Origin of the sequence: Fusibacter sp. A1, assembly GCF_004125825.1 — a bacterium.
Classification (GTDB): Bacteria; Bacillota; Clostridia; order Peptostreptococcales; family Acidaminobacteraceae; genus QQWI01.
Window position 1 is genome coordinate 1 of record NZ_QQWI01000004.1, and the last position, 19807, is coordinate 19807.

General features: G+C 42.9%; 18 protein-coding genes, 1 tRNA gene and 1 other annotated feature. All 19 genes read right to left on the minus strand.

Features of this window, described 5'->3' with window-relative positions:
• Positions 1 to 30: 30 nt before the first annotated feature.
• Complete coding sequence (tuf, locus tag DWB64_RS05805) at positions 31 to 1221, minus strand: elongation factor Tu (protein WP_129487267.1); 1191 nt, start codon at positions 1219 to 1221, stop codon at positions 31 to 33.
• Positions 1222 to 1293: 72 nt separating this feature from the next.
• The gene (gene fusA / locus DWB64_RS05810; RefSeq protein WP_129487268.1) at positions 1294 to 3360 is read right to left on the minus strand and encodes an elongation factor G; all 2067 of its coding nucleotides are present in this window, start codon (positions 3358 to 3360) and stop codon (positions 1294 to 1296) included.
• Between the two features lie 94 nt (positions 3361 to 3454).
• Entirely contained in the window at positions 3455 to 3925 is a 471-nt protein-coding gene (rpsG, locus tag DWB64_RS05815; RefSeq protein ID WP_129487269.1) for a 30S ribosomal protein S7, read from the minus strand.
• 136 nt (positions 3926 to 4061) lie between these two features.
• Positions 4062 to 4490 (minus strand): 30S ribosomal protein S12, encoded by a 429-nt coding sequence (rpsL, locus tag DWB64_RS05820; protein WP_129487270.1) that lies wholly within the window; start codon positions 4488 to 4490, stop codon positions 4062 to 4064.
• Between the two features lie 39 nt (positions 4491 to 4529).
• Positions 4530 to 4772 (minus strand): ribosomal L7Ae/L30e/S12e/Gadd45 family protein, encoded by a 243-nt coding sequence (locus tag DWB64_RS05825; protein ID WP_129487271.1) that lies wholly within the window; start codon positions 4770 to 4772, stop codon positions 4530 to 4532.
• A 174-nt stretch (positions 4773 to 4946) separates the two neighbouring features.
• Positions 4947 to 8516, minus strand: a complete 3570-nt coding sequence (gene rpoC, locus DWB64_RS05830) for a DNA-directed RNA polymerase subunit beta' (protein WP_129487272.1) — start codon at positions 8514 to 8516, stop codon at positions 4947 to 4949.
• Between the two features lie 69 nt (positions 8517 to 8585).
• Positions 8586 to 12239, minus strand: coding sequence for a DNA-directed RNA polymerase subunit beta (gene rpoB, locus DWB64_RS05835; protein WP_129487273.1), 3654 nt, complete (start codon positions 12237 to 12239; stop codon positions 8586 to 8588).
• Between the two features lie 504 nt (positions 12240 to 12743).
• The gene (rplL, locus tag DWB64_RS05840) at positions 12744 to 13109 is read right to left on the minus strand and encodes a 50S ribosomal protein L7/L12 (protein WP_129487274.1); all 366 of its coding nucleotides are present in this window, start codon (positions 13107 to 13109) and stop codon (positions 12744 to 12746) included.
• A 36-nt stretch (positions 13110 to 13145) separates the two neighbouring features.
• Positions 13146 to 13643: a 50S ribosomal protein L10 gene (rplJ, locus tag DWB64_RS05845; protein ID WP_129487275.1), complete on the minus strand. Its 498-nt coding sequence runs from the start codon at positions 13641 to 13643 to the stop codon at positions 13146 to 13148.
• Between the two features lie 17 nt (positions 13644 to 13660).
• Positions 13661 to 13784, minus strand: a sequence feature (ribosomal protein L10 leader region).
• 54 nt (positions 13785 to 13838) lie between these two features.
• The gene (gene rplA, locus DWB64_RS05850; protein ID WP_129487276.1) at positions 13839 to 14531 is read right to left on the minus strand and encodes a 50S ribosomal protein L1; all 693 of its coding nucleotides are present in this window, start codon (positions 14529 to 14531) and stop codon (positions 13839 to 13841) included.
• 68 nt (positions 14532 to 14599) lie between these two features.
• Positions 14600 to 15025 (minus strand): 50S ribosomal protein L11, encoded by a 426-nt coding sequence (gene rplK, locus DWB64_RS05855; protein ID WP_129487277.1) that lies wholly within the window; start codon positions 15023 to 15025, stop codon positions 14600 to 14602.
• Between the two features lie 40 nt (positions 15026 to 15065).
• Complete coding sequence (gene nusG, locus DWB64_RS05860; RefSeq protein ID WP_129487278.1) at positions 15066 to 15584, minus strand: transcription termination/antitermination protein NusG; 519 nt, start codon at positions 15582 to 15584, stop codon at positions 15066 to 15068.
• Between the two features lie 37 nt (positions 15585 to 15621).
• Positions 15622 to 15834, minus strand: a complete 213-nt coding sequence (gene secE, locus DWB64_RS05865; protein WP_129487279.1) for a preprotein translocase subunit SecE — start codon at positions 15832 to 15834, stop codon at positions 15622 to 15624.
• 20 nt (positions 15835 to 15854) lie between these two features.
• A complete protein-coding gene (rpmG, locus tag DWB64_RS05870) occupies positions 15855 to 16004 on the minus strand; it encodes a 50S ribosomal protein L33 (protein WP_129487280.1) in 150 nt (49 codons plus the stop codon).
• 261 nt (positions 16005 to 16265) lie between these two features.
• Positions 16266 to 17456 (minus strand): elongation factor Tu, encoded by a 1191-nt coding sequence (gene tuf / locus DWB64_RS05875; protein WP_129487267.1) that lies wholly within the window; start codon positions 17454 to 17456, stop codon positions 16266 to 16268.
• Between the two features lie 73 nt (positions 17457 to 17529).
• Positions 17530 to 17606 (minus strand) — tRNA-Thr (locus DWB64_RS05880).
• Positions 17607 to 17608: 2 nt separating this feature from the next.
• Positions 17609 to 18253: an RNA polymerase sporulation sigma factor SigH gene (gene sigH / locus DWB64_RS05885; RefSeq protein ID WP_129487281.1), complete on the minus strand. Its 645-nt coding sequence runs from the start codon at positions 18251 to 18253 to the stop codon at positions 17609 to 17611.
• A 145-nt stretch (positions 18254 to 18398) separates the two neighbouring features.
• Complete coding sequence (locus DWB64_RS05890) at positions 18399 to 18935, minus strand: NYN domain-containing protein (RefSeq protein WP_164980260.1); 537 nt, start codon at positions 18933 to 18935, stop codon at positions 18399 to 18401.
• Positions 18919 to 19803: a 23S rRNA (guanosine(2251)-2'-O)-methyltransferase RlmB gene (rlmB, locus tag DWB64_RS05895; protein ID WP_129487283.1), complete on the minus strand. Its 885-nt coding sequence runs from the start codon at positions 19801 to 19803 to the stop codon at positions 18919 to 18921. Before rlmB ends, DWB64_RS05890 begins: the two co-directional genes overlap by 17 nt.
• Positions 19804 to 19807: the final 4 nt, after the last annotated feature.

Below are 19807 nucleotides of genomic sequence, written 5' to 3' on the forward strand. Positions count from 1 at the left end.
CTGCTTTCATTGTTTTATTCAGTATCCGTATTATTCAACGATTGATGCAACAGCACCAGCGCCTACTGTACGTCCGCCTTCACGGATTGAGAAGTTAAGACCTTGCTCGATCGCGATTGGTGCGATAAGCTCGATTTCCATCTCGATGTTGTCGCCAGGCATACACATTTCAACGCCTTCTGGAAGAGCGATTGAACCAGTTACGTCAGTTGTTCTGAAGAAGAACTGTGGTCTGTAACCGTTAAAGAATGGAGTGTGTCTTCCACCCTCTTCTTTTTTAAGTACGTATACTTGAGCTTTGAATTTTGTATGTGGGTTTACTGAACCTGGTTTAGAAAGTACTTGACCTCTTTCGATGTCTGTTCTTTGAACACCACGTAGTAACGCTCCGATGTTGTCGCCTGCTCTACCTTCATCAAGAAGTTTTCTGAACATCTCTACACCAGTACATACAACTTTACGTGTTTCTTCATGAAGACCTACGATTTCTACTTCTTCTTGAACTCTCACGATACCTCTTTCGATTCTACCTGTTGCAACTGTACCACGACCTGTGATCGAGAATACGTCCTCAACTGGCATCAAGAAAGGTTTGTCTGTGTCACGCTCTGGAGTTGGAATGTAAGTGTCGATCGTGTCAAACATTTCAACGATCTTTTCTTGCCATTCAGCTTGACCTTCAAGAGCAAGTAAAGCAGAACCTCTGAAGATTGGAGTGTCATCACCTGGGAAATCGTACTCAGAAAGTAATTCTCTGATTTCCATTTCTACAAGCTCAAGTAACTCTTCGTCATCAACCATGTCGCATTTGTTTAGGAATACAACGATGTATGGAACACCAACTTGACGTGCAAGAAGGATGTGCTCTCTTGTTTGTGGCATTGGACCGTCTGTTGCAGAAACTACTAGGATAGAACCGTCCATCTGAGCAGCACCAGTGATCATGTTTTTAACGTAATCGGCGTGACCTGGGCAGTCTACGTGAGCGTAGTGTCTAGCTGGAGTCTCATACTCAACGTGAGCTGTAGAGATTGTGATACCACGTTCTCTTTCTTCTGGAGCTTTATCGATGTTAGCGAAATCTACTTTAGCGCCTAGACCGTATTTGTCCCATAAAGTTGTAGTGATAGCAGCTGTTAATGTTGTTTTACCGTGGTCTACGTGACCGATTGTTCCAATATTAACGTGCGGCTTATTTCTTTCAAATTTTTGCTTAGCCATTTTGAAATTCCTCCCATAATATAGTTAAGTTTCGAGACGCCGGAGAGCGCCCCGAACTGTTTAGACATTAGCCTATTTGTTTTTACCAAGAAGTTCTTCAGCAATGTTGTTTGGAACTGCTTCGTAGTGGTCAAATACCATTGTGTAGTTACCACGGCCCTGCGTTTTAGAACGTAGGTCTGTAGAGTAACCGAACATTTGAGCAAGTGGCACGAAAGCTCTGATTGTTTGAACGCCGTAATCAGCATCCATACCTTCAAGTTTACCACGACGAGAGTTGATATCACCAACTACGTCACCGATGTAATCTTCAGGAACAACAACTTCCACTTTCATGTATGGCTCAAGTAGTACTCCGCCGCCTTTTCTAACAGCTTCTTTAAGAGCCATAGATGCAGCGATTTTGAATGCCATCTCAGATGAATCGACTTCGTGGTAAGAACCATCGTAAAGGTCAACTGCAAGGTCAACTACTTCGTAGCCGCCAAGTGGACCTGAAGCAAGTGCTTCTTGAATACCCTCATCAATTTTACCAATGTATTCTTTAGGAATCGAACCACCGGTAACTGAGTTTTTAAAGCTGTAACCTGCACCAGGTTCTGCTGGAGCAACTCTGATCTTAACGTGACCGTATTGACCACGACCACCAGATTGCTTAGAGTATTTGTGATCGACATCGACATCTTTTTTGATCGTTTCTTTGTAAGCAACTTGTGGCGCACCAACATTCGCTTCTACTTTAAACTCTCTTAAAAGACGGTCAACGATGATCTCTAGGTGAAGCTCACCCATACCAGCGATGATTACTTGTGCAGTTTCTTCGTCTGTCCAAGTTTTGAATGTTGGATCCTCTTCAGCAAGTTTAGCAAGAGCGATACCCATTTTTTCTTGACCAGCTTTTGTTTTTGGCTCGATTGCTACTCTGATTACTGGATCTGGGAAATCCATAGACTCAAGGATGATTTCATGGTCTTGATCACAAAGTGTATCTCCAGTAGTAGTATATTTTAAACCTACAGCTGCAGCGATGTCGCCTGAGTATACTTTAGTAATTTCTTCACGCTTGTTGGCGTGCATTTGAAGGATACGACCGATACGTTCTTTTTTACCCTTTGTAGAGTTATAAACGTGTGATCCAGCTTCAAGTGTACCAGAGTAAACACGGAAGAATGATAGACGACCTACAAACGGGTCAGTCATGATTTTGAAAGCAAGTGATGAGAAAGGTTCGTCATCAGAAGCATGTCTCTCAGCGTCTTCACCATCGATAGTTCCTTTGATCGCTTCAACATCAGTAGGAGCAGGCATGTAAGCGACTACAGCATCAAGAAGCATTTGAACGCCCTTGTTTTTGTATGCTGAACCACAAAATACTGGAACTACGATATTGTCGATAGTAGCTTTTCTAAGAGCCGCTTGCAACTCTTCGATTGTAGGCTCTTCACCTTCAAGATACTTCATTAGAAGTTCTTCATCAGTTTCAGAAATCGCTTCAACCAAAGCTTGTCTAGCTTCTTTAGCTTCTTCTATCATATCAGCTGGAATTTCGATTGTTTTTACGTCTTGACCAAGTTCGCCTTCAAAGATACGTGCATCGAACTTGATAAGGTCGATGATGCCTGTGAAGTCGTTTTCAGCGCCAATCGGTAATTGAGCTGGAACAGCGTTGGCTTTCAAACGGTCTCTCATCATTTGCACAACTCTTTTGAAGTCTGCGCCTGTGATATCCATTTTGTTAACAAAAGCCATACGAGGTACTTTATATTTGTTCGCCTGTCTCCAAACTGTTTCAGATTGAGGCTCAACGCCACCTTTTGCACAGAAAACAGCTACAGATCCGTCAAGAACACGAAGTGATCTTTGAACTTCAACTGTAAAGTCAACGTGGCCTGGTGTATCGATAATGTTGATTCTGTGATTGTCCCATTGACAAGTAGTCGCAGCAGAAGTGATAGTGATACCACGTTCCTGTTCCTGCTCCATCCAGTCCATAGTCGCGCCACCATCGTGAACTTCACCGATTTTATGTGTGATACCAGTGTAATATAGGATACGTTCTGTTGTAGTAGTTTTACCAGCATCGATATGAGCCATGATACCGATGTTTCTGGTTCTCTCTAAAGGAAATTCTCTACTCACAAGATTTCCTCCTTTCAATTATTCAGACTAAAATAAGTTATAAGTATGCTTTTAGCATAACGCACGTAGACCGCGGGTTATGCTAAGAGTCATTTTACCATCTGTAGCTAGCGAACGCTTTGTTTGCTTCTGCCATTTTATGAGTGTCTTCTTTCTTCTTAACAGAACCACCCGTATTGTTAGCTGCATCCATAAGTTCTTTAGCAAGTTTTTCGTGCATAGTTCTTTCGCCACGTTTACGTGTTTGGATAACCAACCATCTGATACCAAGTGTTTTACGTCTTTCAGGACGAACCTCAACAGGTACTTGATAGTTAGCGCCACCCATACGTCTTGAACGGACTTCAAGTACAGGCATGATGTTTTCCATCGCCTGATTGAATACTTCAAGAGCATCGCGACCAGTTTTTTCGGCAATTGTTTCCATCGCGCCGTAAACGATTTTTTGTGATACACCTTTTTTACCGTCGACCATGATTTGGTTTATAAGTTTAGTTAAAACTTTTGAACCGTAAACCGGATCTGGTAAAACGATGCGTTTTGGAGCTCTACCTTTTCTAGACACAACTCTTCCCTCCTAGATAATTTCATTTACTCATCGGTACTCAACTTTTAAGAGGAACACCCTCTTAAAATTGCGTAGTGTCGGTTTAACAGACTAATTTAAGAAACATTCCTCGTCTTTAAAGACGAGGAGGTTGTTATTTCTTTGCTTTAACAGCTTTAGGTCTCTTAGCACCGTACTTAGATCTTGCTTGACTTTTGTTAGCTACACCTTGTGTATCAAGGACACCACGAACTACGTGATATCTTACACCTGGTAAGTCTTTTACTCTACCACCTCTGATTAGAACAACACTGTGCTCTTGAAGGTTGTGGCCTTCACCAGGGATGTATGCAGTAACTTCCATACCATTCGTTAAACGTACTCTAGCAACTTTTCTAAGGGCCGAGTTAGGTTTTTTAGGTGTCATTGTTTTTACAGAAGTACATACGCCTCTCTTTTGAGGAGAAGACTGCTTTACAGGAACCCTTTTAAGTGTATTGAAAGTTCTTTGTAATGCAGGCGACGTAGATTTGTCCTTTTGTAGTTCTCTACCTTTACGAACTAATTGATTAATAGTTGGCATTCATTTTACCTCCTTTTTCTAAATTCCGCACTAGGCGGTTTACTTTATAATGACTGCTACTGCAGCACCGACGTCAATTTGACATAGCCTACCGAGTTCTTTCATCGTTTCGACGTACTCGATTTTAACGGCATCGTTTGTTGCAAGTTCGACTATGCGTCTTGTGACATGTTGTTCAGCATCACTAGCTATGATCAACACAGCCACTTGATGTTCCTTTAAGGCACGAGAAGTTTGCTTTACACCAACCCTCAGTTTATTAAAGTCTGCAATCTCAAACATTTAGTCACCTCCATCAAACGCTTTTAGCGCAAAATGAAAGAGCGCAATTAGCACACTTATCAAGTTTAGCACCAGATAGGATGTGTGTCAACAAATTATTTAAGTATTTTTTCATGATAGCACAGGGGCAAATAGGTTATACCCAAATCCCCTGCACTACAATCATCAATCCTTCTAGAACACGTCTGAAGCACTTTGAGATTCAACATCTTCCACTGTATCGATGCCGATATCTTTGTAGCGTCTCATTCCTGTACCAGCTGGAATCAGCTTACCGATAATAACATTTTCCTTAAGACCGACTAGACGGTCCTCTTTACCTTTGATAGCTGCTTCCGTAAGAACTCTAGTAGTCTCCTGGAACGATGCGGCAGAAAGGAATGACTCTGTCGCAAGTGACGCTTTTGTTATTCCAAGAAGAACCCTAGTACCCTCTGCAAGATCTCTTCCTTCTTCGCTGGCTAGTGCGTTTGCTCTTTCATAATCAGCAACATTTACCAGTGCTCCAGGTATCAGATCAGTGCTTCCGGCTTCATCTACTTTGATCTTACCAAGCATCTGCTTGATAATGATTTCGATATGTTTATCATCGATGTCAACACCTTGTAGACGGTATACACGTTGTACTTCTTGAGTGATGTAATCCTGAACGCCTTTGACGCCGACAATTCTTAGAATGTCATGTGGATTGACAGAACCACCTGTAAGGATTGTACCCGCTTCTACAAAATCACCGTCTTTTACTTTAAGTCTCGAACCGAATACGACTTGTTGAATCGATTGTTCTCCGCTACTGTCCGTAATGACAAGCTCACGCTTTTTCTTAGTTTCTTTAAAGGATACCGTACCTGATATCTCAGCGATAAGAGCAAGACCTTTTGGTTTTCTTGCTTCAAAGAGTTCCTCTACACGGGGTAGACCTTGCGTGATATCGCCACCGGCTACACCACCTGTATGGAACGTTCTCATCGTAAGCTGAGTACCTGGTTCTCCGATCGATTGGGCCGCGATGATACCTACAGCCTCACCGACGTTTACAGAACGTCCGTTAGCAAGGTTGATTCCGTAACATCTTGCACAAACACCTTGGGCGGCATCACAAGTCATGACAGAACGAACTCTCACGCTATGATGACCTGCAGCTACGATTGCTTCTGCAAGTTCTTCACTAACAAGTTGATTTCTGTAAGCGATCGTCTCACCTGATTCAGGATCAGTCAAATCTTCTGACAAGTATCTTCCAGTAAGTCTTTCTTCGACGCCTTCAATGATTTCGTTACCGTCTTTAAATGAGCTTACTTCTATAGAACGCTCAGTTTCACAATCGACTTCTCTAACGATGATATCCTGAGATACATCGACAAGACGTCTTGTAAGGTAACCGGAATCGGCTGTACGTAGCGCTGTATCGGCAAGACCTTTACGGGCACCAGTTGTCGAGATGAAGTACTCAAGAACAGACAGACCTTCACGGAAGTTTGATGTGATCGGAATCTCAACGGTTTCACCAAGAGCATTCGCCATCAGTCCACGCATACCGGCAAGCTGACGGATCTGGTTCTTAGAACCCCTTGCGCCTGAGTAAGCCATGATATTGATGTTGTTACGCTTTTTAAGGTTTGCCATCAAGGCGTTTGTCACATCTTCTGTAGTTTGGGTCCAAGTCGCGATAACCTTATCGTGTCTTTCTTCATCTGAAATAAGACCGCGTCGGAACGCTTTCTGATATTTGGCAACTTCAAGTCTAGCTTCTTCAATCAGTGCTGGCTTTTCGTCAGGAATGATCATGTCTGAAACCGAAACCGAAACTGCTCCTTGAGTTGAATATTTGAAGCCCATACGCTTGATGTGGTCAAGCATGTGCGCGGTTGCTGTATTCCCTTTTCTGTGGAAACATTTGGAGATGATCTTCTCAAGCGCCTTTTTAGTACACTCGAAGTCGACTTCCATCGCATACGCGTCAAGTTTTCTATTAACAAAACCTAAGTCTTGTGGAATGTTTTCATTAAAGATGATTCTACCGACTGTACTTTCAACAAGTCTACCTGGATCATCCGCAGTAAGCTTCACACGAATTCTTACTTTCGCATGTAGGCTGACCACTCTATTGAAGTAAGCTAGCAGCAATTCGTCGTAATCTTTGAAGACAGTACCGTTACCCAGTTCACCCTTCTCGATCACGTTTCCGTTTTCGTCAAGCTTGTCCTCATAGCCATCCATTGTAAGATAGTAAGCGCCAAGTACCATATCCTGTGTAGGAGTAGTGATCGGCGAACCGTCTTTTGGAGCAAGGATGTTGTTCACAGAAAGCATCAGGAATCTCGCTTCTGCTTGAGCTTCAACAGAAAGCGGTACGTGAACAGCCATCTGGTCACCATCGAAGTCGGCGTTGTATGCTGTACACACAAGTGGGTGCAGCTTGATCGCCTTACCTTCAACTAGGATCGGCTCAAATGCCTGGATACCTAATCTGTGTAGCGTTGGGGCACGGTTCAGAAGAACCGGATGCTCTTTGATGACATCCTCAACGATGTCCCAAACCTCTGGACGAACACGTTCGACCATACGCTTGGCGCTCTTGATGTTATGAACATAACCGTCCATTACAAGGCGTTTCATGACGAATGGTTTAAATAGCTCTAGCGCCATTGTCTTAGGAAGACCACATTGATAGAACTTAAGCTCAGGACCTACAACGATAACCGAACGACCTGAATAGTCGACACGTTTACCAAGTAAGTTCTGTCTGAAACGACCTTGCTTACCTTTAAGCATGTCAGAAAGCGATTTAAGCGGACGGTTACCAGGACCTGTAACAGGTCTGCCACGTCTACCGTTATCGATAAGCGCATCCACAGCTTCCTGAAGCATACGCTTTTCATTACGACAGATGATGTCAGGCGCACCCAGTTCCAAGAGACGCTTAAGTCTGTTGTTTCTGTTGATGACACGACGATAAAGGTCATTTAGGTCAGAAGTCGCAAAACGGCCACCATCCAGCTGAACCATTGGTCTTAAATCCGGTGGAATTACTGGAATCGTGTCCATGATCATCCAAGTTGGGTTGTTGCCCGATTGAATGAACGACTCTACCACTTCAAGTCTTCGAAGTGCTTTTACTCGTTTTTGACCGGTACTGTCTTTCAGTTTCGAACGAAGGTCTGTGGACAAAGCCTCCAAGTCGATCGCAGCAAGAACTTCTTTGACAGATTCAGCACCCATACCCGCTTTAAACGCGTTTCCGTATTTTTCGCGGTAGTCGCTGTATTCCTGCTCAGTTAAGATTTGCTTACGGCTAAGTGACGTATCTCCGCCATCGATAACGATGTAAGATGCGAAATAAAGTACTTTCTCAAGTGCTCTTGGAGACATGTCCAGAAGAATACCCATCTTCGACGGAATTCCTCTAAAGTACCAGATGTGTGATACAGGAGCAGCTAGTTCGATATGACCCATACGTTCACGTCTAACTTTCGCTTTTGTCACTTCAACGCCGCAACGGTCACAAATGACACCTTTGTATCTTACGCGTTTATATTTTCCACAGTGACATTCCCAGTCTTTTGTAGGTCCGAATATTTTTTCGCAGAACAAACCTTCTTTTTCAGGTTTTAACGTTCTGTAGTTGATTGTTTCTGGTTTTTTTACTTCACCTTTAGACCAGTTTCTGATCTTATCCGGCGAAGCTAAACCTATTTTGATCGAATCAAAATTGTTAAATTCAAAATTGTTAGTTGTGCTCAAGGGTGTTTCGCTCCCTTCAATATCATATTAGATTACTGGTGAGACTTGTTATAAGTCCCACCCCTTACATTACAATAAGAAATCTTCGTCGCTATCTTCATCGATAAAGTCGTCTTCCTCGTCTTCTTCGATCACATCGTCGATCGGATCCTTTTCAGTATCATCGACAAAGTGGCCGGTTTCTTCGAGAACGAGTTCATCGTATTCTTGAACATCTTCTAAATCTTCTTCGATTTGAAGCTCACCTTCATCGTCTCTAAGGACTTTTACATCAAGTCCGATAGACTGAAGCTCTTTGATAAGAACTTTGAACGATTCAGGTACACCTGGTTCAGGAATGTTTTCTCCTTTGACGATTGCTTCGTACGCTTTAACACGTCCCACAACGTCATCTGATTTAACTGTTAAGATTTCTTGAAGCGTATGAGCTGCACCGTATGCTTCAAGTGCCCATACCTCCATCTCACCAAAACGCTGACCACCGAATTGCGCTTTACCACCAAGTGGCTGCTGCGTAACCAGCGAGTAAGGTCCAGTAGATCTAGCATGAAGTTTATCATCAACTAAGTGATGCAGTTTAAGCATGTACATGTAACCGACAGTAACACGGTTATCAAGCGATTCACCAGTACGACCGTCTCTGATTACAAGTTTACCGTCACGTGGATATCCCGCTTCTGCAAGAAGATCCATGATTTGTGACTCTTTCGCCCCATCGAATACCGGAGTGGCTACATGCCATCCGAACTTCTTAGCCGCAAGACCAAGGTGAATCTCAAGTACCTGACCGATGTTCATACGCGAAGGTACGCCCAGTGGGTTAAGCATGATTTGGATCGGCGTTCCGTCATCTAGGAAAGGCATGTCTTCTATAGGAAGAATCCTTGAAATTACACCCTTGTTACCATGACGTCCGGCCATCTTGTCACCGACGTTGATCTTACGTTTTTTAGCGATATAGACACGTACAAGTACGTTTACACCTGGTGGCAGTTCATCACCGTTTTCACGCGTGAAGATCTTCACATCGACGATGATACCGTTCTCACCATGTGGAACTCTTAATGAAGTATCTCTTACTTCTCTAGCTTTCTCTCCGAAGATCGCCCTTAAGAGACGTTCTTCAGCAGTCAGCTCAGTCTCGCCTTTAGGCGTTACCTTACCTACCATGATATCAGCAGGGTTGACTTCAGCACCGATTCTGATGATACCGCGATCATCAAGATTCTTAAGCGCGTCGTCACCGACATTTGGAATATCTCTTGTAATCTCTTCAGGTCCGAGCTTTGTGTCTCTTGCTTCTGACTCGTACTCTTCGATATGGATGGATGAAAGCACATCATCTTTAACAAGCTCTTCACTTAAGAGAATCGCATCCTCATAGTTGTAACCTTCCCACGTCATGAAACCGACAAGTAGGTTTGCACCAAGTGCGATTTCACCGTTTTCAGTAGAAGGACCGTCAGCGATCACTTCGCCTGCGACTACCCTGTCCCCTTTGCTTACTAGTGGTCTTTGAGTAATGCAGGTTCCTTGGTTGGATCGTTTGAACTTGAGTAATTTGAATCGATCTTTCGATTTATTGTCTGTTTTAACCACAATTTCATCTGCAGAAACATATTCAATGACACCGTCGTTCTTTGCACGAACAACCGCACCTGAATCAAGACCTGCAAGGTATTCCATACCCGTACCGATGATTGGCGCTTGCGCCTTGACAAGAGGTACTGCCTGACGTTGCATGTTCGAACCCATCAGGGCACGGTTGGCATCGTCATTCTCAAGGAATGGAATCATGGAAGTCGCTACAGATACCATCTGCTGAGCGGCGATCTCCATATAATCGACATCTTTCGATGGGTATTCAGCGATTTCATGTCTTCTACGACCGACAATACGTTCATGAACGAATCGTCCGTCTTCACCGATAGGTTCAGTCGCAGGAACAACGATCGATTTTTCCTCGATATCCGCAGTGATGAACACGATGTCTTTTGTTACAATGCCAGTCTCTTTGTCGACCACGCGGTATGGAGTTTCAACAAATCCATATTCGTTCACTCGGGCAAAGATACTTAAGTTACCGATAAGACCGATGTTTGGTCCCTCAGGTGTTTCAATTGGACACATACGGCCGTAATGCGAGTAGTGAACGTCACGGACTTCAAAGCCTGCACGTTCTCTCGAAAGACCACCTGGTCCAAGAGCCGATAGACGTCTTTTGTTCGTAAGTTCAGCCAGAGGGTTTGTCTGGTCCATGAACTGAGATAACTGCGAACTACCGAAGAATTCTTTGATAGCCGCTGCCACAGGACGAATATTGATCAGCGCCTGAGGAGTGATCGATTCCATATCCTGAATCGTCATACGCTCACGTACAACACGTTCCATACGTGACAGACCGATTCTAAATTGATTTTGTAAAAGTTCACCGACTGAACGGATACGTCTATTACCAAGGTGATCGATATCATCCGTGTTACCGATGTTATGAGGCATGTTTAGAATATAACTGATCGACGCGATAATATCGTCAATGAGAATGTGTTTAGGAACCAGTTCGTTTTTACGTTCTTTAACAAGTTCGATTCGCTCATCTTCATCGTCAGTCGCTTCAAGAATTTCTTTTAACACAGGGAAGTAAACTTTTTTCTCCATGTGTGGATCTTTTATGTCAATGTACTTTGTGATATCCACAAAATGGTTACCGATGATCTTTACGACTTTGTCGTCATCGCCATAAACAAGCGCGGTCTTGCAACCTGAATCATCAATGGTGTACGCTTTTGCGCGTGTGATCAATTCGCCCTCTTCAACCAAAACTTCACCGGTCATAGGGGAAACGATACGTTCAGCAGCGACTCTACCATCTATACGGTTCGAAAGAGACAGCTTTTTAGTGAACTTGTAACGACCCACTTTAGCTAAGTCATAACGTTTCGCATCAAAGAATAAGGAATTAAGCAGATTGTTTGCACTGTCGACTGTCGGTGGCTCACCTGGACGAAGTTTCTTGTATACTTCGATAAGACCCTCTTCTTGAGTCGAAGAACTATCTTTATCAAGTGTCTTCAACAGACGCTCATCTTCACCGAACAGCTCTAAGATTTCCTGATCCGATCCGTAACCAAGCGCTCTAGCAAGAACGGTAACAGGCAACTTACGAGTACGGTCGATTCTAACCGATACGATATCGTTGGAATCCGTCTCATACTCAAGCCATGCACCCCTGTTAGGAATAACAGTTGTCGCATAAAGTTTTGTACCCACTTTGTCAATTGTTTGAGAATAGTAAGGACCTGGTGAACGAACTAGCTGAGATACGATAACACGCTCAGCACCGTTGATGATGAATGTACCTTTCTCTGTCATCAGAGGAAAATCACCCATAAATACTTTTTGTTCTTTTACTTCTCCAGTTTCTTTGTTGATGAATCTAAGTTGAACTTTTAAAGGAACAGCATAGTTAACATCACGTTCTTTACATTCTTCCACTTCGTACTTTGGAGTCATTTCCAAATTGTAGTCGCAGAATTCTAAAATCAAGTTGCCAGTGTAGTCCTGTATAGGCGAGATATCTTGGAAAGCTTCCATTAGACCTTGCTCTAAGAACCATTGATACGACTTCTTTTGGATTTCTATTAGATTTGGCGTCTCTAATAGCTGTTCCACATTGGAGAAGCTCATTCTTTCTCTTCTGCCCAATTTAACTGGTTGCGGCATTAATGTTCACCCCTTGTCTTGATCGACCCAGAAGCCATTCTGGGAAAGGTAGTTATGTTAAAGAAACTTAATGAATCTTTAATACATTTGTAATAATGGCTACTAGCGTTGGTATTACAGGGATACAGCCCTTTACACACAAATAGCGTCATGTATCAGGCGCTATTTTTCCATACTAGTCCATACTTATGGCATTGTGATATCATATCACAGGCTTTTGAGGGTGTCAAGGGGGTATTTTGAGGATTTCGGGGTTGATTTTTTTGAGCGGGGGTTTTGGGTTTTGAGGTTGTGGGTTGAGAGGTTTGTTTTGCGAGGTTTGTTTTGCGAGGTTTGTTAGAAGGGGTCGGTGAAGAGGTTGAAGCCGCTCTTCGGGCACTTGGAATGCAAAGTCCCTTGCCGCGGGGGCGCTGCGAATGAAATGAATTCGCAGTGGCGCTGCGCTAACGTAGAAATGAAGTAAAGCATAAAAAAAACCGCCCACGATGTGGACGGTGATTTTTATTACTTCATTTCTACGTTAGCGCCAGCTTCTTCAAGTTTAGCTTTGATTGCTTCAGCTTCGTCTTTGTCAACGCCTTCTTTAACAGCACTTGGAGCGCCGTCAACAAGAGCTTTCGCTTCTTTAAGGCCAAGACCTGTAAGTTCACGAACAACTTTGATAACGTTGATTTTCTTTTCACCAGCGCTAGCAAGGATTACGTCGAACTCAGTTTGCTCTTCAGCAGCAGCGCCACCAGCAACAGCACCAGCAGCAGCTACAGGAGCAGCAGCAGATACGCCGAATTCTTCTTCACAAGCTTTAACAAGCTCGTTAAGTTCTAAAACTGTCATCTCTTTGATTGATTCAATGATTTGATCTTTAGTCATGATAAATACCTCCGTTAATTTTAATAAAACAACTAATTATGCTTCTTGCTCTTTTTTCTCTGCAATGTTTGAAAGTAAGTATGCGAAGTTTGAAATTGGAGCATTGAAGCTACCAAGTAACTTAGCGATAAGTACTTCTCTACTTGGAATTTCTGCGATTTCCCTAATGCCGTCTTCATTGAAGTAAGTACCTTCAACCACACCAGCTTTAAGCTGAAGCGATTTTGCTTTCGCACTCATTTCTTTTAGGACTTTAGCAGGAGTCACAGGATCATCATAACCAAACGCGAAAGCGTTAGGGCCAGTCAAATCATTAGCAAGACTTTCGAATTGTGTACCTTCTGCAGCACGTTTTACAAGGTTATTCTTATAAACTTTGTATTCAACGCCAGCGTCACGACACGCGTTTCTAAGGTCAGTTGCTTCTTCAACGTTCAAACCTTTGTACTCTACGAGAACTAATGATTGAGCGCGATCGAGCTTCTCACGAATCTCAGCAACAACACCTTTTTTTAGTTCGAAGTTCTTAGACATTTGTCCACCTCCTTAAATCTATTCAGTAAAAAACCCCTTTGCTTTGACAAAGAGGCAGAATCAATCATTATAATTGAACTCATCCTCGGTAGGAAATTAAGCTTGCGCTCCTACTGTCTCTGGCTGGTTTTTCACTAGTGAAGTATATCAGAGGAGAAATGTTTTGTCAACACCCTCCCCGTATATATATATTAATTAAAACTTAGCTGCGCTTAACTTGATGCCTGGGCTCATAGTACTAGCAAGCGTTACGCTTCTTAGGTATGTGCCTTTTGCTGCAGCTGGTTTAGCTTTTACGATTGCATCGATAAGCGCTTTAATGTTCTCTTCAAGTTTTTCATCTTCAAAAGAAAGCTTACCTACCGGACAATGTACGATATTTTGCTTGTCAAGTCTGTACTCGACTTTACCAGCTTTGATTTCATTGACAGCTTTTTCAACATCAAATGAAACGGTACCTGATTTAGGGTTTGGCATTAACCCTTTAGGTCCAAGTACTCTACCTAATCGACCGACTAGACCCATCATGTCTGGAGTAGCTACGATTACATCGAACTCAAACCAGTTTTCTTTTTGGATCTTGTCAATCATATCTTCAGCACCAACAAAGTCTGCGCCTGCGTTTTGTGCTTCTACTGCTTTATCGCCTTTAGCGATAACAAGCACTTTTTTAGTATTACCAGTACCGTGCGGTAATACGATCGCACCACGTACTTGTTGATCAGCATGACGGCTGTCTACACCAAGTTTAATGTGTAGTTCTACAGTTTCGTCAAACTTAGCAGTTTTAAAACCTTTTAAAACTTTAATGCCAGCAGCAAGATCATGCTGTTCTGACTTATTGAAAGCTTTAAGGTTATCCGATTGTCTCTTACCTAATTTAGCCATTTACTTCCTCCTTGTGGTTAATCCGGTGGCGAGCCTCCCACTACAATACTAAGCAAATAATTCTTGCCTTAGTCTTCTACTACGATACCCATACTTCTAGCTGTACCTGCGATCATAGACATCGCAGCTTCAATACTTGCCGCATTCAAATCTGGCTTTTTCATTTCGGCAATTTCTTTTAATTGCGCACTAGTGATAGTCGCAACTTTTTTCTTGTTTGGTTCTCCTGATCCACTTTCGATACCAACAGCTTTTTTCAGTAATACTGCAGCTGGTGGCGTTTTAGTGATGAAAGTAAAAGATCTATCTTGGTAAACCGTGATTACTACAGGAATAATGTATCCCGCTTTCTCAGCAGTTCTTGCGTTGAATTCTTTACAGAATTGCATGATGTTAACACCGTGTTGACCAAGAGCTGGACCAACTGGTGGAGCTGGTGTCGCTTTACCTGCTGGCAATTGGATTTTAATCATACCAGTTACTTTTTTAGCCATCTGTGCACCTCCTTATAGTTTTTATGATGCAAAGCTCAAATTATAGCTTTTCTACTTGATGATACTCGAGTTCAACAGGAGTTTCGCGACCGAACATGTTAATTTTAACTTTGAGCGTAGAGCTATGTGTATCGATATCGAACACTTCACCCATAAAGCTCTCAAACGGTCCAGACGTCACTTTGACACTTTGTCCGATTTCGATATCCATCTCAAAGACTTTTTTCTCAAGTCCCATCGAGTAAACTTCGAATTCAGTTAAAGGAACAGGTTTTGAAGCCGGTCCAACAAATCCGGTTACACCCCTGGTATTTCGTACAACATACCATGACTCATCCGTCATGTACATTTTAACGATTGTATACCCTGGGTATATCTTTCTTGATTTTACCTTTTTCTTACCATTCTTGATCTCAGTGACTTCTTCCGTTGGTACGGCCACTTCGAGGATTATGTCTTGCATCCCTCTGTTCTCAACAATTTTTTCAATATTTGCTTTTACTTTGTTTTCGTGTCCAGAGTACGTGTGGACGACATACCATTTCGGTTCAGACATAATGAATAGCTACCCGTTCAGGCAGCTTCCCTCCTTACTCTTACAGTTGAATCAATGATGTAACGATGTTTCTGAACGCGATGTCAGCCACCCAAATTCCGAATGACGCCATTGCTGAAAACGTTACAACAACTGCTACGTATTTGACTAACTCTTTGCGCGTTGGCCAAATCACTTTTTTTGTTTCTGAGATAACGCCTTTGAAATACTTTTTGCCAGTTTTTTGTTGTACAGCTTGAGTTTGTGAGTTCATAGTTTACCACCCTTAAACAATTATTTAGTCTCTTTGTGCGCAGTGTGCGTTTTACAGAATCTGCAATATTTCTTCATTTCAATTCTGTCAGGAGTCTTCTTTTTGTTTTTAGTCGTATTGTAGTTTCTTTGCTTGCATTCAGTACACGCTAAAGTAATTTTTACTCGCATTAGCTTGACACCTCCTACAACAGTGTATATAAATGCACCCACTGTGGGCACATTATATCCAGTTTATTTGTCACTAATATAATTTATCACGAATGAGCTGTACTGTCAACAACTTCACGCGCGAATAAAAACCCTTCGCCATGCTCGCGAGGGGTTTTTGCCGATAGAGGTATTATATATGACAGTCGCTTTAATGTAAAGTCATATTTTAAAAAAAGCAGAGCCTAAGCTCTGCTTTCATTGTTTTATTCAGTATCCGTATTATTCAACGATTGATGCAACAGCACCAGCGCCTACTGTACGTCCGCCTTCACGGATTGAGAAGTTAAGACCTTGCTCGATCGCGATTGGTGCGATAAGCTCGATTTCCATCTCGATGTTGTCGCCAGGCATACACATTTCAACGCCTTCTGGAAGAGCGATTGAACCAGTTACGTCAGTTGTTCTGAAGAAGAACTGTGGTCTGTAACCGTTAAAGAATGGAGTGTGTCTTCCACCCTCTTCTTTTTTAAGTACGTATACTTGAGCTTTGAATTTTGTATGTGGGTTTACTGAACCTGGTTTAGAAAGTACTTGACCTCTTTCGATGTCTGTTCTTTGAACACCACGTAGTAACGCTCCGATGTTGTCGCCTGCTCTACCTTCATCAAGAAGTTTTCTGAACATCTCTACACCAGTACATACAACTTTACGTGTTTCTTCATGAAGACCTACGATTTCTACTTCTTCTTGAACTCTCACGATACCTCTTTCGATTCTACCTGTTGCAACTGTACCACGACCTGTGATCGAGAATACGTCCTCAACTGGCATCAAGAAAGGTTTGTCTGTGTCACGCTCTGGAGTTGGAATGTAAGTGTCGATCGTGTCAAACATTTCAACGATCTTTTCTTGCCATTCAGCTTGACCTTCAAGAGCAAGTAAAGCAGAACCTCTGAAGATTGGAGTGTCATCACCTGGGAAATCGTACTCAGAAAGTAATTCTCTGATTTCCATTTCTACAAGCTCAAGTAACTCTTCGTCATCAACCATGTCGCATTTGTTTAGGAATACAACGATGTATGGAACACCAACTTGACGAGCAAGAAGGATGTGTTCTCTTGTTTGTGGCATTGGACCGTCTGTTGCAGAAACTACTAGGATAGAACCGTCCATCTGAGCAGCACCAGTGATCATGTTTTTAACGTAATCGGCGTGACCTGGGCAGTCTACGTGAGCGTAGTGTCTAGCTGGAGTCTCATACTCAACGTGAGCTGTAGAGATTGTGATACCACGTTCTCTTTCTTCTGGAGCTTTATCGATGTTAGCGAAATCTACTTTAGCGCCTAGACCGTATTTGTCCCATAAAGTTGTAGTGATAGCAGCTGTTAATGTTGTTTTACCGTGGTCTACGTGACCGATTGTTCCAATATTAACGTGCGGCTTATTTCTTTCAAATTTTTGCTTAGCCATTATTTAAGTTCCTCCCTTAAATGTAATTAACTGCATCGCCCATTAGGCAAACTCGCCGTCTGGCAAATTGGTTTGGAGCCCACGAGCGGATTCGAACCGCCGACCTCCACCTTACCAAGGTGACACTCTAACCTGCTGAGCTACGTGGGCAGTTATGCGCTCTCCATGTTTAAGAAACGCTCTAGTTTTCGCTTGACTCTTTGCAAGGCATTGTCAATTGACTTGACATGCCTATCCAAATCCTTTGCAATTTCCTGATAGCTTCTTCCATCAAGGTAGTATCCGAGCACCTTCTGTTCAAAATCACTGAGCACTTCGGTGATCTTGTATTCGATTCTCGCCACTTCCTCTCTCGAAATCAAGAGCTGTTCGGGATTTGAGTTGATACTGGCAGACATGGTATCCATAAGCGTTTGCTCTGACTCGTCATCGTAGATTGGCCGATTTAGTGAAACATACGAATTTAACGGCGCGTGCTTCTGGCGGGTCGCCATCTTGATGGCTGTGATCATCTGCCTTGTGATACAAAGCTCTGCAAACACCCTAAAAGAAGCAGTCCTATCCGTTCTGTAGTCCCTAATCGCCTTAAACAATCCAATCATACCTTCCTGAATGATATCTTCCTTATCGGCACCAATCAAAAAGTAGGACTTCGCCTTTGCGCGTACGAAGTTCTTATATCTTCTAATCAAGAACTCCTGTGCGCGTAAATTACCGCCTGCCGCTTCTTCGACAACGGTTTCTTCTGGCAATAGTTCATAATTCACTTTATCGCCTGTTGTCATGTCAGCTGGCATTTACGCCTCCTTGCCTAAGCCTTAGGTCCAAAAACCTACGTCTATTATAACGTATAGTAAAAACGACCGTCAAGTCATTTCGACTTGTTAACTTAAGTCTATTACCAGCATACACACAGAAAGTGCATCTGTCATTTAGCTTTTCCTATTTGTCATTGTTTTTTAACAAAGACTCCAGCTTATAAAGTGTTTCACTATCGAGCGAGCTTCCAAGCTGGCGATCGTGTTTTTTTACCTCGCGATCGTTGAATTCACTCAGTCCTGTTCTCATCTTAGCAATTTCCCTGGACCATTCGCTGCCTGACACTCGCACAGCACCTCTACCAAGAACAAGCTGCTGCTGCGCCCAATCAAGTGTCACCACTCGAATAAAATTGGTTTTGTCGACAGCTAGTTTATCGACAAGACGTTCGATATAGGCATCGGCTGTTTCCTTCTGTTTCGTATAGACCACATCGATATTATGGTATTTCTCCACTTTACTCTTGAGTCCGTCAGACCCCATGGCATCGTAAACGACGATACCTATTTCGCCTGAGTAGGCGACGAACTCGCTTAGCATGTCGTTAAGGTGGACCCTAGCGCTTTCTAAGCTCGTCGCCATTCTTTTTCTCAAGCCGGCGTCATAATTAATGAAGTTATACCCATCGATGATGATATACTTCTTATTTATTCTGAACATCCTGCTGACGTCTCCATTCATATAAAAGTAGGGATGTTGCAACAGAAACATTAAGTGAGTTCACCTTGCCTACCATCGGAATGCTTACGACAAAGTCGCATAAGCGCTTGATGTGCTTGCTCATTCCTTCGCCTTCGGAACCTGCCACGAGAACAGTTTTCCCTTTGTAGGTCGCCTCGTAATAGGTTTGCTCGCCGTCCATATCCGCACCGATTACCCAAAAGCCGTTGTCCTTCAGCTTTTGGATCGCATTGCCAAGACTGTTTGTTTTGATGACTTTCACATGTTCCACAGCGCCAGCCGATGTTTTTCCCACAGTGGCGTTGACTTGAACGCTTCTTCTGTTCGGTATGATGACATAGTCCGCACCAACCGCATCGCAGGTTCTCAAGATGGACCCGAAATTATGCACGTCGGTCAAGTTGTCAAGTGCGACGACAATCGTATTCTCGGTGAAGTTTTCAATCTCGTCATCCAGCTCGTAATAAGGATATGGCGACACATAAGCAGCGACGCCTTGATGGTTTGTTCCACCCGCCACACTTTCGATTTTTCCTTTATCCACCTCTTGAATGACAATCCTGTGTTCCTTAGCTTTGACAACGATCTCGTGAATCTGTTTTGTACGCTTCTCCTTGGAGATCATGATCTTGTTGATCGTTCTGTTTCCTTCAATCGCTTCAAGCACCGGGTTGATTCCGACGATATAGTCTTCTAGAGGAGCCTTATCCCTATCGTTTCTATATCCGCCTTTTTTTCCACCCTTAAAATCGCTTTTCTTATCCCTGTCCTGATATTTTGCTTTTCTATCCTTATAGTCTTTAAATGAATTGCCGCCACTTTCCCGATTGTTATCATTCGAATTCATAGAT